At 28.8% G+C, this 18,483-nt stretch carries 13 protein-coding genes; 11 read left to right on the top strand and 2 right to left on the bottom strand.

Annotated features, from left to right (window positions below; genetic code table 11):
• Nucleotides 1-179: 179 nt before the first annotated feature.
• Nucleotides 180-932 carry a DNA/RNA nuclease SfsA gene (sfsA, locus tag LEBU_RS02225; protein ID WP_012806537.1) on the bottom strand — a complete coding sequence of 251 codons (753 nt, stop codon included), beginning with the start codon at nucleotides 930-932 and terminating at the stop codon, nucleotides 180-182.
• An 88-nt stretch (nucleotides 933-1,020) separates the two neighbouring features.
• Nucleotides 1,021-2,805 carry a signal peptide peptidase SppA gene (gene sppA / locus LEBU_RS02220; protein ID WP_012806536.1) on the bottom strand — a complete coding sequence of 595 codons (1,785 nt, stop codon included), beginning with the start codon at nucleotides 2,803-2,805 and terminating at the stop codon, nucleotides 1,021-1,023.
• A gap of 519 nt (nucleotides 2,806-3,324) precedes the next feature.
• Here sppA and LEBU_RS02215 point away from each other — a divergent pair.
• The 11 genes from LEBU_RS02215 (at nucleotide 3,325) to LEBU_RS02165 (ending at nucleotide 18,465) form a co-directional block, all read left to right on the top strand.
• Entirely contained in the window at nucleotides 3,325-3,915 is a 591-nt protein-coding gene (locus LEBU_RS02215; RefSeq protein ID WP_012806535.1) for a biotin transporter BioY, read from the top strand.
• A gap of 478 nt (nucleotides 3,916-4,393) precedes the next feature.
• Nucleotides 4,394-5,068 carry a metal-dependent transcriptional regulator gene (locus tag LEBU_RS02210; protein WP_012806534.1) on the top strand — a complete coding sequence of 225 codons (675 nt, stop codon included), beginning with the start codon at nucleotides 4,394-4,396 and terminating at the stop codon, nucleotides 5,066-5,068.
• Nucleotides 5,061-5,996 carry a metal ABC transporter solute-binding protein, Zn/Mn family gene (locus tag LEBU_RS02205; RefSeq protein WP_012806533.1) on the top strand — a complete coding sequence of 312 codons (936 nt, stop codon included), beginning with the start codon at nucleotides 5,061-5,063 and terminating at the stop codon, nucleotides 5,994-5,996. Before LEBU_RS02210 ends, LEBU_RS02205 begins: the two co-directional genes overlap by 8 nt.
• A gap of 152 nt (nucleotides 5,997-6,148) precedes the next feature.
• On the top strand, nucleotides 6,149-6,925 hold the full coding sequence (locus LEBU_RS02200; protein ID WP_012806532.1) for a metal ABC transporter ATP-binding protein: 777 nt from the start codon (nucleotides 6,149-6,151) through the stop codon (nucleotides 6,923-6,925).
• A 1-nt stretch (nucleotide 6,926) separates the two neighbouring features.
• Entirely contained in the window at nucleotides 6,927-7,883 is a 957-nt protein-coding gene (locus LEBU_RS02195; protein ID WP_012806531.1) for a metal ABC transporter permease, read from the top strand.
• Between the two features lie 3 nt (nucleotides 7,884-7,886).
• Nucleotides 7,887-8,987 (top strand): metal ABC transporter permease, encoded by a 1,101-nt coding sequence (locus LEBU_RS02190; RefSeq protein ID WP_012806530.1) that lies wholly within the window; start codon nucleotides 7,887-7,889, stop codon nucleotides 8,985-8,987.
• Nucleotides 8,988-9,341: 354 nt separating this feature from the next.
• On the top strand, nucleotides 9,342-9,761 hold the full coding sequence (locus LEBU_RS02185) for a hypothetical protein (RefSeq protein ID WP_012806529.1): 420 nt from the start codon (nucleotides 9,342-9,344) through the stop codon (nucleotides 9,759-9,761).
• 131 nt (nucleotides 9,762-9,892) lie between these two features.
• The gene (locus LEBU_RS02180; protein ID WP_012806528.1) at nucleotides 9,893-14,902 is read left to right on the top strand and encodes a DUF4132 domain-containing protein; all 5,010 of its coding nucleotides are present in this window, start codon (nucleotides 9,893-9,895) and stop codon (nucleotides 14,900-14,902) included.
• A gap of 146 nt (nucleotides 14,903-15,048) precedes the next feature.
• On the top strand, nucleotides 15,049-15,543 hold the full coding sequence (locus LEBU_RS02175; RefSeq protein WP_012806527.1) for a DUF441 domain-containing protein: 495 nt from the start codon (nucleotides 15,049-15,051) through the stop codon (nucleotides 15,541-15,543).
• A gap of 458 nt (nucleotides 15,544-16,001) precedes the next feature.
• Entirely contained in the window at nucleotides 16,002-17,327 is a 1,326-nt protein-coding gene (gene der, locus LEBU_RS02170) for a ribosome biogenesis GTPase Der (protein ID WP_012806526.1), read from the top strand.
• A 22-nt stretch (nucleotides 17,328-17,349) separates the two neighbouring features.
• Nucleotides 17,350-18,465 (top strand): AI-2E family transporter, encoded by a 1,116-nt coding sequence (locus LEBU_RS02165; RefSeq protein ID WP_012806525.1) that lies wholly within the window; start codon nucleotides 17,350-17,352, stop codon nucleotides 18,463-18,465.
• The last annotated feature ends 18 nt before the right edge of the window (nucleotides 18,466-18,483 follow it).

The following is an 18,483-nucleotide window of genomic DNA, read 5'->3' as shown; positions in this document are numbered from 1 at the left end:
AATATAGAATCTTTACATCATATTGCTCAAAAAAGACTGTACCAAAAATAAATGAACTACACCTAAAATCTTAGACACAAAACAGAAGGTGCAGTTTTTTTTATTTTAAATTATATTTTAGAATTTGAACACAAAACAGCTTAAATTTATTGATATGGTAAACTTTTTTAAAATTAATATTAAAATGATTTTTCAGCTATTTCTACATTTTTTTCAAAATATACATTTCCATCTTCTCCATACTTTAATAGAATAGGATAAATTTCCACTCCATTTTCCAATGCTTCATAAAAAGTTTCTGAAAATTTCTTATCTATAGTGTGTTCAGGAGCAAAGATTTCTGATTTCCTGAATATTAAAATTATCACAGCTGTTCTAAAACCTTCTTTTTTAAGTTCTATCAATTCTTTTAAATGTTTTATTGCCCTTGTGGAAGGAGAGCCTGGAAATTGGGCAGTATTGCCATTTACTAAAGTACAGCCTTTTACTTCAATGTAAATTTTATCTTTTTCAGTTTCCAGATAAAAGTCCAATTTGCTGTTGTTATATTTAATTTCTGGCTTTATATATAAAGGTTTTTCAAAAGGAGAAATTTTTTCATTATGAAATATTGATTCTGTAATATAACGATGAAAAGCTGTATTTATAAGAATAATTTCTCCATGAACTTTTACCGCAATAACATCCCATTTTGTCTTACGTTTCAGATTTTTTCTGTCTGCTTCTTTTATCAGTAGTTCAGCTCCATCAATAAGTAATTCTGTTAATCGTCCCGTATCGTGTAAATGTGCAAAATCTTCTTTCGGATTTTCTTTAGAATTTAAATTTTTTTTAAAGCTAAATTTGACTGTAAACCTCGTTACCCTCTCTTTAAAACCTACAATTTTATCATAATTTATTGTATAAATACCAGTTTTATTTTGAATTTTCATTAATTTTACTTCCTTTAATTTTTATAAATCAAATAAAAAACGGAGTTTTAATAAATAATTTTTATTTTCTCCGTTTAAAAATTTATTTTTAGTATAAATTTAATTTGTATGTTAAATAATACAATGGTTTATTTTGATTTTGCATTGCAAAATCGTATTCATTAAATGCTTTTTTAGCTTGTGGAATACTTTTTTCCAGTTGTGCAGATAAATTGAATTTTGCTGTAATCATATTTGAAAGGGATTTTAATTTTTGAGAAAAATCTTCTTCCAGATAAATATTTTCCACAGCATAATTCTTACGTAAGTTCAAATCTTTTGCCATAATTTTTATAACTTCATCAAGGCTCGCAATCCCATCAACCAGTTTTATATCCTTAGCTTCATCTCCAAGCCAAATTTTCCCTTGTGCATAATTTTCAAGAGTATTTTCATCAATTTTACGATTTTTGGAAACTCGTGATTTAAATTCTTTGTATGTTTCTTCCATTGATTGACTGATTTTAGCACGTGATTCCTCTGATAATGGAGCAAAACTATCATTAATATCGGAATATCTTCCTTTTGATATTGAATTTGAACGAACCCCATATTTATCTTGGGCATTGTATAATTTAGGCAGCATTGAAACTACACCGATTGAGCCAGTAATCGTAGCACTGTTTGCAAAGACTTTTTTTCCTGCCGTTGAGATATAATAACCTCCAGAAGCAGCAGTATCCGCCATTGAAACATAAACTGGAATCTTCAGTTTTGACAGTTCCTGATAAATCACTTCAGAAGCAAGTGCCGAACCTCCACCTGAATTTACACGAAGTACAATCCCTTTTAAATTTTTAGTTTGTGTAGCTTTTTCAATTTTTTGAAGAATATTGTCAGGTGTAATAGTTCCTTCTGTAACGCCGTTTGCATCATATAAAATCGAACCTTCAGCATAAATTACAGCGATAGTTCCATTTCTTGAATTTCCAGTTTTTTCATATTGTACTCTTTTTTGATAGTAATCTGTAATATCTGCAATATTATCTTCACGAATATTCAATCGTTCTGTAAAAGTAGAAAATTGTTCCAATTTATCAACTAAACCTTTATCACGTGCTGAAAATGGTGTTAAATTAGTAATATTTCCATTTACAATATCGTTATTCAAAGCATTTTTATCAACTTTACGGTTTTTAGCAACATCAGTAATAAATTTGTTGTATCTGTTTTCCAAAATTCTTGTCAATTCAGAACGTAATTCCGGCGTCATATCATTTCCAATATATTCTTCCCCATAAGACTTATAGTTTCCAATACGGACAACTTCCATATTTACTCCAATCTTATCAAATAGCCCCTTATAATAAAGATCTGAATAATGATATCCTGTCAAATCTAGGCTTGCTGAAGCGGACGGTACCATAACAACTTCATCTGCTATGGAAGCCAGTTTATAATTGGAATTTGTGATATAAGCACCAAAAGCATATACTTTTTTATTATTTGCTTTTAATTCTTCAAATTTTTTAATTAGTTCCTCAATTTTAGCAGATGATAAGTTTATAGTGTCTAAAGCAATAACAACACCTTTTACTTGATTATTATTTTTAATATCATCCAAACTATTTAAAATATCCATGTATGATAATTTTTCATCTGATAAAAAATTTGAACCGACAATTTTATCTTCTGTAACGTCAGAAACATTAAAAAGTATATATTCATAGCTTTTTTTCATTTTTTCATTTTTATCTTTGGAACTAAAAATTGCAATTGCAGAAATTCCAATAATAAAAATTACAAATATAAATAGCGACATCTTTAAAAAGAATGAATATATTTCTTTTAATGAAAATATCAAAAATTTTTTCAAAAAGTCTAAAAATTTCATTTTTTATTTTCCTCCTCATAGATTTACATATTGTTAAGATTATTAGTTAGTCCAAATTATATCATTTTAACTAACAAATAGCAATTATATTATTTTTCAAGATAGAATAAAATGTTTAGGGTCAAATAATTTGTACTTAACTAGAGAAAATCATCTAGAATATAATCAACAAATCTTATTGAAAAGTATTTTTTTCTACCATTTAAATAACAGATTTTTCGTTTCTTATAAAGAGAGTTTTTTAATATTCTGTTTTTAAGACAAAGTAGAAATCCAATAAAAAAACATTGAAAAACTCTCACAAACAAAAATATTTCAAAAAAAGAGCCAAGAGAAATTTAGTGTGATTTTTATTGTTTGCTCTTAAGTATTTGACTTCATTTCTATCTCAAAATATAATTGACTTTTTATATAACAAGTGTTATAATACAATGAAAAATTTGGAAATTATTTCATGAATCATTTGTATATTCAATTTATGGAATATTTGACAAAAATAAAATTTATGGAGGTTTTCTTATGAAGCAAAATACTTTAATTAGCAATATTGTAAAAATTGAATCAAAAGAAAAAGAAATTTTAAAAAATGTTCTTTTAGTATTAGGTGGAGTAGCATTTTTGAGTTTAATGGCTCAAGTTATGATTCCATTACCTTATACTCCAGTACCAATAACACTTGGAACATTTGGAGTTACATTAATGGCGTTACTATATGGCAGAAAATTAGGAACTGCAACAATCCTTTCCTATGTTGCGGCAGGTAGTTTAGGTGCTCCAATTTTTGCTGGTGCTAAAGCAGGTTCTTTATTTTCACCAACAGGAGGGTATATTTTAGGATATATTGTTTCTACAATTCTTTTAGGATATTTAGCTGATAAAGGAGTTACAAAATCTTACGTAAAAACAATTCTTTCATTAATACTTTCTAGTACAATTATCTTGATATTAGGTGCATTGCAATTATCATTATTTTTACCAGGTAAAAATGCATTCATGGTTGGTGTATTGCCTTTCCTTCCAGGAGATGCATTAAAATCAACTGCTGTAACATTGCTTGTTCCAACATTATGGAAATTTATTCCAAAAAATAATAATGATGAAAAGAATTAATTTATGAGACAAAAAAAATTCAAATGAAAATTGTTTCTACAAATTTTTAGTAAATATTATAAAAATATGGTAAAATATCCATAAAACCAAACTAGTTTTGAATATATAATAAAATTCCTATTATTTTTTAGTAAAATTTAAAATAGGAATTTTTTTATTGTAACCAAAGTTACACTTTATTTTAAAAAAATGTTGTAAAATAAAAATGGAGAAAATTAACATTAAAATTGATTTAGAAAGTTATATAAAAAACTTGGATAATTCATTCGAAATCATGTTTTATCTAAGTTTTAAATATTTTATTTTTCTGTTATTTAAGTACACAAGCATTTAATAATGCAAGTGTGCTTTTTTTGAAATCTGAAAAAATTATTAAATCTATCTTGACAATTTAAATATATGGTGGTAATATAATATTGTTGTTAGGCTGACCTAAATATATGGTTAGGCTAGGCTAAATAAATAGAAAGGAGTTGGGATGAGCAGAAGTATAGAAGATTATTTAAAGGGAATATACACTCTGAAGAAAAAAAAGGAATATTCCAATAAAAAACTTGCAGAATATTTAAATATCTCTCCAGCTTCAGTCAGCGAAATGATAAAAAAGCTGGTAAATGATGAATATTTAACTATTGACAAAAAAACAGTAAAACTTACTGAAAAGGGAAATAATTTTGCATTAGACATTATACGTAAACACCGTGTTTGGGAAGTTTTTTTATTTGAAAAACTAGGATATGAGAAAGAAGATGTACATAAAGAAGCAGAAATTCTGGAACATGTAACGAGCGATAAACTTCTCCAAAAACTGGAAAAATTTTTATTTTATCCTAAGGAATGTCCACATGGCAGTCCAATTTTCTATGATTTGGAAAACTTGGATGAAGAAAATATTATAAAATTATCTGAAGCTGAGGAAGATGATGAAATTGTTATATTAAGTGTGGAGGATAATATAGAATTATATGATTATCTACGGGATTTGGATATAAATTTAAAAGAAAAATATATTGTAGAAAGAAAAGATCCGTTTAATGGACCAATATATTTGAAAAGTGAGCAAAATAATGAAAAAATAGTGGCTTTTAATGCAGCAGATATGATTGAGGTTTATAAAAAAAATAAAGATTTGGAGGAGACAGATAATGAGTAAAAACAACGTATTAACAAAATTAAACTTAGTAATCGCAGTATGTGTAGCAATGATGCTACTAATATCTTGTGGAAAAGGTGGAGCTACATCCGGTAAAAAAATAAAAGTTACGACAACAACGACAATGCTTTCTGATCTTGTAAAAACAATTGGTGGAGATAAAGTCGAAGTTACTGGACTTATGGGAGAAGGAGTAGATCCACATTTGTATAGTGCTAGTGCAGGAGATATTGAAAAACTTGGAAATGCTGACATTATAGTCTATGGTGGACTACATTTGGAAGGTAAAATGACAGAAATTTTTGAAAAATTAACTTCTCAAAACAAAAATATATTAAATGTTGGAGATAAACTGGATAAAAGTAAAATTCATCTAGTTGACCAAAATACTCCTGATCCGCATGTATGGTTCAATACAGAATTATGGGAAAAAGAAGCTGAAGCTGTAGAAGCTGAATTAAGTAAATTTGACCCTAAAAATAGCGACTACTACAAAGAAAATCTAAAAAAATATAAAGCTGAACTAAATGAACTTACAACTTATGTAAAAACAAGAATTAATGAAATTCCTGAAAAAAGCAGAGTTCTTGTAACAGCTCACGATGCATTCAACTACTTTGGAGAACAATTTGGACTACAAGTAAAAGCAATACAAGGAGTTTCTACAGATTCTGAAACTGGTACAAAAAACATAAGCGACTTAGCTAATTTCATTGTTCAAAGAAATATAAAAGCAATATTTGTAGAATCTTCTGTTCCGAAAAAAAGTATAGAAGCATTGCAGGAAGCTGTAAAAGCTAGAGGAAAAGAAGTTAAGATAGGTGGAGAATTGTATTCAGACTCATTGGGAGATAAAGCACATAATTCTGAAACTTATATTAAAACAGTTAAGGCAAATGCTGATACAATTGTAAATGCGTTAAAATAATCGGTAATTATTTTTATTAATAATATATAAATAATTAAAAAATATAGCAGAACAACTTTGTTTATTATTCCTATTTTATTGTATAAATATAAAAAATTCTTGAGAAGTTGTTTTGCTATGTTATACTTTTTAGAATTTAGGAGAAAAATAAAATGAATCAAAATGTTTCTGATGATATTATTATAAGAGTTGAAGATTTGACGATAGCTTATGAGGATAAACCTGTTTTATGGGATGTTGAGCTTGATATTAAAAAAGGGATTCTTATGGCTATAGTAGGCCCGAATGGGGCTGGAAAATCTACTTTAATTAAAGCAATGCTTGATTTGCTAAAGCCTGTTACTGGAGAAGTAAAATTTTATGATGAAAAATATAGCAAAGTGCGGGATAAGATAGCTTATGTACCACAAAGAGGAAGTGTTGACTGGGATTTTCCCACTACTGTATTTGATGTTGTGGAAATGGGGCGTTATGGAAAAGTCGGGTGGTTAAAGAAAGTTAGAAAAATTGATAAGGAAAAGACGAAAGAAGCAATTCATAAGGTGGAAATGGATGAGTTTTCAGACAGACAGATAAGCCAGCTGTCAGGGGGACAACAGCAAAGGGTGTTTTTGGCACGGGCATTAGTGCAGGATGCTGAAATATATTTTATGGACGAGCCGTTTCAAGGTGTCGACAGTAAAACGGAAAAATCTATTGTAAATATTTTAAAAAAATTGCGAGATGAGAAAAAAACTGTAATTGCTGTTCATCATGATTTGCAGACGGTAAAGGATTATTTTGATTATGTGACATTTATAAATGTGTCTGTTATAGCTTCTGGACCTGTGGAAGAAATTTTTACTCCTGAAAATATTGAAAAAACATATAAGAGTAAAAAAGCAACTCAAAATAATGGAAATCTGTCTGAAATTGAAAAGGAGCGATAAAATGAATATATTAAATCTTCTTATAACAGATCATACATTCAGAACAGTTGCACTTGGTTGTCTATTGCTTGGAATGGTTTCAGGAATACTTGGCTGTTTTGCAGTTTTAAGAAAGCAAAGTTTATTGGGAGATGCCGTTTCTCATGCTTCACTTCCTGGAGTTTGCTTAGCTTTTTTATTTACAAATGTAAAAAATACAGAAATTTTACTGCTAGGTGCTTTAATAACAGGAATTGTATGTATTGGTTTAATTCAATTAATTCAAAATTATACAAAAATAAAATTTGATAGTGCTTTAGCATTGATTTTATCGGTATTTTTTGGGTTAGGATTAGTTTTACTTTCTTATTTGAATAAATTGCCAGGTGCAAATAAATCGGGATTAAATAAATTTATTTTTGGGCAAGCATCGACATTTATTAAAAGAGATGTAAATATTATCTTCATTACAGGGATTATTCTTTTAATTATAATTATTCTTTTCTGGAAGGAATTTAAAATTGTTTCGTTTGACTCTGATTTTGCCAAAACATTGGGATTTCCAAGTAAAAAAATTGAAATATTGATTTCCATATTGATTGTAACTACTGTAATAATCGGTATTCAGGCGGCAGGAGTAATTTTAATAAGTGCGATGCTTATTTCTCCAGCAGTTGCTGCACGGCAATGGACAGACAAACTTTCAATCATGGTAATTTTGGCAGCATTTTTTGGAGGAATATCAGGTTTGCTTGGAACTTTGATTAGTATAAGTGAAAGTAATTTGCCTACCGGGCCTGTTATCGTTATAATTATAAGCATAATCGTAATTATTAGTATTCTTTTTTCAAATAAAAGAGGGATTGTATTTAAAATTATAAGAAATCAGAAAAGAAAAAAAGAATTTAGAGAAAAACTTGAAAATAAAAAAGCTGGATTAAATAATTTTAAAATAAATAATTTGGAAAGGGGGAAATAAATTATGGATTTTTCAATTGAAATACAGTTAATTGCAATAATGGTGGCAAGTGCCTGCTCAATTTTGGGAACATTTCTGGTTTTAAAAAGTATGGCGATGGTTTCAGATGCGATTACGCATACTATCTTACTTGGAATTGTAGTTGCATTTTTTGCAGTTCATGATTTGAATTCTCCTTTGTTAATAGTAGGTGCAGGAATAGTTGGAGTTTTAACAGTTTACCTTGTGGAACTTCTTAATTCGACAAGGCTTGTTAAGGAAGATTCTGCAATTGGAGTGGTTTTCCCGTTGCTATTCAGTATTGCCGTAATTTTGATTTCAAAATATGCTGGAAATGTACATTTGGACGTTGATTCGGTATTATTGGGAGAACTGGCATTCGCACCATTTAATCGGGTACAGATATTTGGTTTTAGTGTTGCAAAAGGGCTAGTTACAACTTTTGTAATATTTTTAATAAACTTATCTTTTGTCGTTATTTTTTTCAAGGAATTAAAAATATCAGTATTTGATAAGGCTCTTGCAATAACACTTGGAATGAAGCCAGTATTAATTCACTATATGCTAATGTCGCTTGTGTCAATGACAGCAGTATCCTCATTTGAGGCAGTAGGTTCAATACTGGTGGTTGCATTTATGATTGGGCCTCCAATTACAGCGTATTTATTAACAGATAAGCTAAAAGTAATGATAGGATTAAGTCTCGTTTTGGGAGCTGTGGCAAGTATCATTGGATTTCATTTTGCAAGATTTTTTGACATTTCAATTGCAGGAAGTATCGCAGTTGCAATCGGAGTAATTTTCCTTTTAACACTAATTTTTTCTCCCAAAAAAGGACTTATTTTTACAATAAATCGAAAAAGAACTCAAAAAATGACTTTTTCTGTCAGAATTTTGCTAATCCATTTATCAAACCATGTAAATACTAAGCAGGAAAAAGATGAATGTGGAATTGACACTATTGATAATCATTTACGTTGGAATAAAGGATTTTTAAATAAAGTTATTGAAAAAGCTAAAAAGGAAAAATATATTTATGTGGATAGCACGGTTTATAAACTTTCTGAAAAAGGAGAAAAATATTTACAGCTAAACAATAAATAATAATTAATTATCAGTCTTTGTATGAAGGCTGATTTTTTTATAAGTATTTTTAAATTCTTGTTTTATAGTAAAACTGCCTTAAAACTGAACTCAAAAGATATGACTATTTTACTCAAACCCTAGATTTTTCAATTTTTAGCAGTTCTATTTTAAAAGGGTTCGAGTATATAATTAAACTCGTAAAAATAAAACAATCTTAGATTTTGAATAATATCGTTATAATTTTTGAGTTCGGTTTTAAAATATTTTTTCTATAGTTATGAAAATTCGAGCTTATTTTAAAAGTTTTCGCAATGTTAAATAACAGGAATATATGATAAAATATAAAAAAATAATGAAAGTGAATGAAAAAATATGAAAGTTTATGTAAATGTAAAACAAATTGGAAAGAAAAAAAATAAAATTGATAAGAAAGAATACGAAATTAATGAAGAAATAAAGACTGTAAAGGAACTTTTGACAGAATTTGTTACAATAAATGTGAAAAAATTTAATGAAGGTTCTACTGAAAACGACATTGTTCCGTATTTGACTGATAAGAAAATTAATGATTTGTCGGATGCTGGAAAAATTTCGTTTGGGGTAGATTATAATGAACAAAAGCAGGATTTGGAAAAGGCGATTGAAAATGCACTGCAAAGTTATGAAGATGGAATTTACAGAATTTTTGTGAATGATGAAGAAGTGGGAGAAATACATAGTGAGGTAAATTTGAACGAGAATGACGAGTTGACATTTGTTAGACTTACGATGTTAGCTGGGAGAATGTGGTAATTAATATTCGCCAATGATTAAAATAAAAAATATTAGGAAAAACTGTTATTAAATAAAGTAGTTTAAAAACTAGATTGAGAAAAATGTTTTAAAATAAATATTTAATAAATAATTTATAAGGAGAATTTATTATGGTAATAGATTACAGTATTCCTGACAAATTGAAAAATAGTTACAGAATGAAATTGTCAAAGGAAAAGGAAAAATTAAATTCAGAAAGTCGAAAATTTATTGAAAATGCATTGAAAGGTACTGTTAAAACTGGAGAATATGAGTATGAAATTTTTGCGCTTGTAGAAATAAAAAAGAAAATTAAAAATGTTAAAAATGTTAGGCTTGAAGATATTTTTCCAAAAGAAATTTATCCTGCTTTGGATGTGATGATAGGAAAGTATTTTAGGGAACTTTTTATTGAAGTTTGTGAAAAAACTGTACAAACTCCTTATACAAAAGGATATTATAGAAAAATGATACTAAGTTCAAATTATAGAGATCATTTGCGGGATATGTGGGATATTTTGACACGTTTTGTGGAATTCCATATTTTGGAATTGGATATTATGAAAATTTTGAAAAAAGAGTATGATACGAAACAGTATGGGAATATTGACGCAGAATCTTATCTTTTAGCTGAAATTAATAGAAGCAATAAAGAAGTTATTGAGTTTTTGAAAGAAATGATTTTGAGTGATAACAATACATTTGTATTAGATTATACAACTTTTAGGGCAATTTTTTCGTCAAATAATCGCGAGCTTGTAGAATTAGTTGGGAAATTACTATTGGCTGCAAAGCTTCAGGAAGGGCTACGACAGGCTATATGCGAAACGATGGATGGTGGAACTGCTGAAAACTTTGATTATATGTTTAAAATTGTTTATGATAATGATTTATTACGTTTTTCATCAGTAAAAAGAGCTTTGGCAACATGGACTGGAATTGGAGAAATGTATGCAGACAGAGTTAGCAAAAAGGAAATTGAGATTATCAATAAACTCGTGGAAAATCCGAAATATGCTGATGAGCTTTTGAAAAGTGAGGACAATGTGGAAGTTTTGCTAGGGCTTTGGCAAAAAGGAAGAGAAGATGTTTCGATGGCTGTAAAAGCGATTGAAAAACTTATAAATACTGGAAAACGCCACACTGTTTTGCTTGCTTCCTACTACCTTGATATTATTCAAAATCCAAAATTATCTCAAAAAATTGCAAAAAAAGTTATTCAGAAAAATCCCGATGATTTGGAAATTTATGCATGTTATTCAGGGAATCTTGTGGGAAATGTAAATACTTATCAAATTTTTCAGAGAATAAATAATGGAAAAGTTAAATTGACTGATTTTTTTGAAAATGAAGATGAGGCAAAAGAGTTTTTTGGAATATTTGAAAATTTAGTTAAACAAATGACAAAAGTTAGAAAGGATTTTTCGCCTTGTATTTTTCCATGGTATTCAGTTACTTTGTATAAAGTGGCAATTGCTGATAAAATGGCTATAATATCGCTATTTTTGAAAGGTGAATATATTGATAAAATTTTGGATTATGCAAAATTTCTTAATTATTATACAAAAGAGGATATTCTACAGCTTGTTGCTCAAAAATTTGAGAATGAAAATCATGCAAAATTTGTGATTGATAGTTTAAAAGACGGTGCAGTAACTAATAAAGCCTTTGAAATAGCTAAAAAACATAATTTAGTCCAAAAATATTGTAAAGAAATGGAAGGAATGCTAAAGTTAAAAACTTCAGAAGTTCGTAAAAATCTGATTAATTTACTTTATTTGCAGAAAAAGACGGCATTTTATGAAAGTGTTGAAAATCTTATAAAGACAAAGGATGTAAATAAACGACTCGCTGCATTTGACTTGATTTTGAAGGCTAAAAATGAGAAAAAAGACGATGTGAAAACATTGAAAAAGTATGTAAACCTTGTGAAAGAGCCTACTTCAAGTGAAATTGTTTTAATTAATGAAATTAATAGGGAAGAGAAAAAAGCTGTTAATGAGGCACTTAAATATAACACTGATTATGAGCCAAATTTTGAAAATAAAGAATTTTTAGAGGAAAAATTAGATATAAAAAAAATATTTACAAAGTCTATTGATGAACTTTTGGAAATTGTAAAAAAATTAAACGATTTGTATGTGAAATACGAAAATTATGAGTACAAAACTGTTTATGGAGAAGAAGCTTTGCTTTCTAATACATTTTCTCCTATTTTTTCTTCGGATAGAAAATACGATTATGGAAATCAGAAATTAGAGGATTATCCACTGGAGGAAGTATGGCGGGAATTTTACAAAACAGAAATTAAGGATTTTAAAACGCTATATCAGCTGTATTTATTCACAAAGGAAAGATTTTCAGCAAAGGAATATTTAAACTATACGAATGAAATGCTTGGATTTGGTGCAAATAACCTAATTGAAAAAATAATATTTGAGCAAAGAAAAAATAATGATTTAAAACATTTTGAGGTAAATAAAGGATATTATTATTCAGTTGGAAAAATATCTCAAATTATACATCTGCTTATAAATGAATACAAAAATGAAGAAAAAAATAAAAAATATTGTTATAAATTTGGAAAAACTGTATTTTCTTATGTTTACAATCACTTGGATGAAAGCAAGATTTTGACAAAGCAGGGGAAAAATCATTGGGGAAGAGATGACGCCAAAGAAATGTATTCAAGCATTTTTGACAATAACCTAATTTTTCGAGAGGCTAAAAATAATATGGGATATTATCCAAATGAGAAGGAATTTGGTGAGCAGTTTATCCTAAAATATGAAATTTATAAAAAAATGTACAATTATATACAAAAGAAAAATGGAGAATTAAATGGCGAACTCATTTCACTTTATGAATTTGCTTTTGCTGTAACAAAAGGAATTATTACAAAAGACGAGTTTTATATTGAAGTACTTAATCGCGGAAACGTAAAGGATAATATAAGAACTTTGTGTAATTTTATTTATAATAATGAAGATTCTAAAAAAAATCAAGATGAACAGAAAGTTATGGAATTTTTTAGAACAGAAGGGCAAAAAATAATTGACTACATTTTGGATTCAGAGTTTAAAAGAGGGGAGAATCCTGTGGAATACTCAAATACGATTCATCAGATACCGATTGTAAAAGGTGTTGACAATCTTATCAAGATTTTGATGGCACTGGGTAATGAAAAGCTGGAAAGAGGTGGTTATTATTCCTATTATTACAGTGATGATTCCAAAAAATCAAATTTGAGTCATCTTTTGAAAAACAGTATTCCTGATAAAACAGATACCAGTGAACTATTTGCTAAAAAAATAAAAGGAAGCAAAATTAGTCAACAGCGGCTTATAGAAGTGGCAATGTATGCACCACGTTGGATACCACTTATTCAGAAATATTTAGGCTGGAAAGGAATGGAAAGTGCCTGTTACTATTTTCATGCTCATATAAGTGATGTGTCTAAAAATATGGAAAGTCTATTTGCCAAATATACTCCTATTTCAGTTGAAGATTTGGCTGTGGGAGCTTTTGATATTGACTGGTTCAAGTCTGCTTATAAAGAATTGGGGAAAAAACGATTTGAGATGCTTTATGAGGCGGCAAAATATGTATCAGATGGAGCAAAGCATTCACGGGCAAGAATGTTTGCAGACGCTGTACAAGGAAAGTTAAAATTAAAGGAAACTGAAACAAAGATTCAAGACAAGAGAAATAAAGACTTGGTTGCTAGCTATTCATTAATTCCATTAAAAAAGGCTCGTGACAAAGATTTACTTCATAGGTACAAATTTTTGCAGAAATTTCTAAAAGAAAGTAAGCAGTTTGGAGCTCAGCGTCGGGCAAGCGAGGCAAAGGCTTTTGAAATATCGCTTGAAAATTTATCAAGAAATGCTGGATATTCAGATGTAATTCGTTTAATTTGGAGTATGGAAACAGCTTTAATTAATGAAATGCAAAAATATTTTGAGCCAAAAATAATTGACGAAATATCGGTGTTTATAAAAATTGATGAATTTGGACAAACTAAAACAGTTTTTGAAAAAAATGGAAAAACTTTGAAAACAATGCCAGTAAAACTAAAGAAAAATAAATATATTGAAGAAATTAAGGAAGTTAATAAAAATTTGAAGGAACAATATAGACGTTCTAAAAAAATGCTAGAAGAGGCAATGGAAGACGGTACAGAATTCTACAATTATGAAATAAAAAATCTAATGGAAAATCCTGTAATTTCACCATTGCTGGACACTCTCGTTTTCAAATCTGAAAACAATCTTGGTTACTACAGTGATGGTACTCTTGTAACTGTAAATGGAGAAATTCTTGAACTTGAAGAAAGTCAAGTGTTAAAAATTGCTCATGCTCTTGATTTGTATAACAGTGGAAAATGGAGCGAGTACCAGCAAGACCTATTCACAAAACAGATAAAACAGCCGTTTAAACAGATATTTAGAGAAATTTATATAAAAACTCAGGATGAAAAAGGCAAGGAAAATTCATTAAGATATGCTGGACATCAAATTCAGCCAAATAAAACTGTTGCTGTACTAAAAAATAGAAGATGGGTTGCTGATTATGAAGAAGGGCTGCAAAAAATTTATTATAAAAATAATATTATAGCAAAAATTTATGCAATGGCAGACTGGTTTTCTCCATCTGATATTGAAGCTCCAACACTTGAATGGGTTTGTTTTTACGACAGAAAGACCTTTAAACCGATGCTTATAGATGATATTCCTGATTTAATCTTTACAGAAGTAATGAGAGATGTGGATCTGGCTGTAAGTGTAGCTCATGTTGGCGGTGTTGATCCTGAAGCTAGTCATTCGACTGTTGAAATGAGAAAAGCTATTGTTGAGTTTAATCTTAAATTATTTAAACTTAAAAATATTACATTTACTGAAAAACATGCTATAATAAAAGGCGAACGTGCAGAATACACAGTTCATCTGGGAAGTGGAGTAGTTCATCAGAGAGCAGGAGCTGAAATAAATGTACTTCCAATACATTCTCAGCATAGAGGAAGGATATTTCTACCATTTGTTGATGAAGATCCCAAAACAGCTGAAATTATGAGTAAAATCATTTTATTTGCAGAAGACACTAAAATAAAGGATCCGTTTATTTTAGAACAAATTAAATAGTACTATTTTCCCATTGTAAATAATGAATTTATTAAAATTTTTTTTAGCAAGGGATTCTTGGTCTTTTGTTATCAAATAATTAAAATATAATTTTTATTTTTTAAATGGAATTTAGTATAAAATAACAAAAATAGAAAGGAAAAATTTTGGAAAGTTTTATTTTTTTAGGGCTAATTTTATTAGTTGGTGCAATTACACAGAATAAATCTATAGTTTATGCAACAATTTTTGTGTTAATTTTAAAAGTTTTATTTAATATCACAGAAAATTATAAATTAAAAGGAATTGATATTCAAAATTTTATGATTCAATTTAGAAAAGAAGGTATAAATTGGGGTGTTTTAGTAATCACAGTTGCTATTTTAATTCCTATTGCTACAGGAGAAATTGGTTTTTCTCATTTATTAAATGCCTTTAAATCTCCGATTGGATGGGTTGCGATTATAAGTGGAATTTCTGTTTCCATCCTTTCTTCAAAAGGAGTAGGATTACTCTCGGGGCAGCCTGAAATTACAGTCGCTCTAGTAATTGGAACAATAATGGGAGTTGTGTTTTTCAAAGGAATTGCGGCAGGGCCTGTTATTGCTAGCGGAATTACTTTTTGTATTTTGAGAGTTATTGAATTATTTTTCAAAAAATAAAATTATTTTTAATTAATTTACTGTACCTGAAAATCTGGGATAAAGATTGGAGGTGCAGTTTTTTACTAACTGAATAGTGAAAAATAAAATTAATACTAAATCCCATTATAAAATAGAAACTATGTTAAGGACAAAAAGTTTTAATTCCTTACTAAATGTATGTAATTCAAAATTTATTAAACATTCGCTATTTAAACGGGAAATAGTATAAAATATATAGCAAAATTGTATATTTATTTAGTTTTATCAGATTAATGTTATAAAATCAAAGTGTGTATACAAACTTTAAAGACACTTAATTCCATTAGTTCAATAAAAAAAGATTCCGAATAATTTCTAAAAGTTTTTCTTTTCGTTAAAAAAAACTAATAAAAATGCCAAAAATATGATAAAATAAATATAATATTGTTTTTGAGAATTATTAAGACATAAAATATATATAATAAAATGGAGGAAAAATGAAACACACTGTAGCAATTGTTGGCAGACCTAATGTGGGAAAATCAACGTTATTTAATAAGTTGGTGGGAGATAGGCTATCCATCGTAAAAGATGAGCCTGGAGTTACAAGAGACAGGCTATATCGTGAAATAGAATGGTCAGGAAAGGAATTTATTCTGGTGGATACTGGAGGTCTTGAGCCTAGGACAGAAGATTTTATGATGGGGAAAATTAAGCAGCAGGCACAAGTTGCAATTGACGAGGCGGATGTGATTATATTTCTGGTAGATGGAAAAGCTGGAATTACTGGACTTGACGAAGATGTGGCAACAGTACTTAGAAGACAGGATAAGAAAGTTGTTGTCGCTGTAAACAAAATTGACAATTATCTGCGTGATCAGGAAAATATTTTTGAGTTTTATGGATTAGGATTTGAGGAAGTTATCGGAATTTCTGGGGAACATAAGACAAATTTGGGAGATTTACTGGACGCAGTAATTGAAAAGTTTGAAGATAAAAAAATAAAACAAATTGAAGATGGACTTAATATTGCGATTCTTGGTAGACCAAATGCTGGTAAATCTTCGCTTGTAAATAAACTTTTGAATGAAGAACGTTCGATTGTAAGTGATATTGCGGGAACTACAAGAGATTCAATTGATTCAAGCCTTAGATACAATGGAGAAACTTATACTTTAATTGATACAGCTGGAATTCGTAGAAAATCCAAAGTGGAAGATGATATCGAATATTACAGCATACTTCGGGCAATGAAAGCGATAAAAAGGGCTGATGTCTGTGTGCTGATGCTTGATGCGACAGAGCTTTTGACAGATCAGGACAAAAGAATTGCAGGAATGATTTATGAGGAGAGAAAGCCCATTATTATTGCAGTTAATAAATGGGATTTGATTGAAAAAAATAACAATAGTGTGAAAGAGTTTACTGAGCTTGTAAAAGCTGACTTGGCATTTCTGGATTATGCGCCAATTGTTACAATTTCAGCATTGACAGGGAAAAGAACATTAAATATTCTGGAGCAAGCTAAATTTATTAACGAAGAATATCACAAAAAAATAACAACAGGATTGTTAAATCAGATCTTAGCTGAAATGATAGCACAGAATCCAGTGCCTACAAGAAAAGGAAGAGCTGTAAAAATAAATTATGCTACACAGGTAAGTCAGGCACCACCAAAATTCGTATTTTTTGCAAACAATCCAGAACTTATACATTTTTCTTATCAAAGATACATTGAAAATAAATTAAGGGAATATTTCGGATTTGAAGGATGTCCGATTGATATTGTATTTAATAGGAAAAGTGAAAAATCATTTGGATAAAAACGGAAGGATAAAAAATTAAATGAAATTTTATGATGAAAAAAATTTTCTGAAGTTAAGAAATCTTTTAATTATAGCAGTATTGGTACTTCTGGCGATATTGCTGTTTTTCAAAGTTTATGATTATTTTGCAAAACCGATAAGACTGGTAATAAGTACGATTTTCCCGTTTATCTTGTCATTTGTAATAGTATATTGTCTTATGCCATTTATAGACATGATAAGTGAAAAAAAGGAAGTTGCTGGCTTTGAAACAGATAATAAACATAAAGGAAAGAAAAAAATAAAATTAAATAGGACATTTGCGATTTTACTGGTTTTATCAGTATTTTTCATAATTTTCCTATATATAATCTTAACAATTGTACCAATTATTACAAAACAAGTTTCCAGTCTTATAGATTTCCTTTTAAAAAATCAGGATAAACTGCAAAATAACTTTTTTGGATTTTTAGAAAGTAACAATATTGATTTACGAAGTTCTCTTATGAGTTCTAAAGATATAATTATATCAAATGCCATAAAAGTTTTAGGTTCAAGTTTTTCCTTAATAAGCAGTACATTCAGTCTGTTATTTATGACACCTATTTTTACAATAATGTTAATTTTCAGTTATGATAATATTGAAAATGGAGTCAAACGTTTTTTTAGAAATATTGGAAGAGAAGATTTGATTATTTTAATAAAAAATATGGATGAAACTATTGGAAAATATATTCTAGTAACTGCGTTAGACAGTATGATTGTAGGAATTATATCATTTATAATTTTTTATTTTCTGAAAATGGACTACAGTATGCTTTTTTCAGTAATAGTAGGATTTGGAAATGTAATTCCGTTTATAGGACCATTTATTGGATTGATTCCAGCAATACTGTATGCTTTTACAAAATCATTCAAGCTGGTAATTTTGATAGTGGTCTTAATTACAATTGTTCAGACAATAGAAGCGAACATTGTAAAACCATGGCTTACAGGAAAATCAGTGGAAATGCATCCAATTACAACACTTCTGGTAGTTTTGATTGGAGGGGCATTATTTGGAATCAGCGGTGCATTTATTGCGATTCCTGTGTATATTATTATTAAATTAACATGGGTATTCTGTTGGGAAAAATATATAGTAAAAAATAAATAAATAAAAAATAAAGGAGTA

The sequence above is a fragment of the Leptotrichia buccalis C-1013-b genome (genome assembly GCF_000023905.1).
Lineage (GTDB): Bacteria > Fusobacteriota > Fusobacteriia > Fusobacteriales > Leptotrichiaceae > Leptotrichia > Leptotrichia buccalis.
This window is presented reverse-complemented; position numbering and strand designations above follow the sequence as displayed.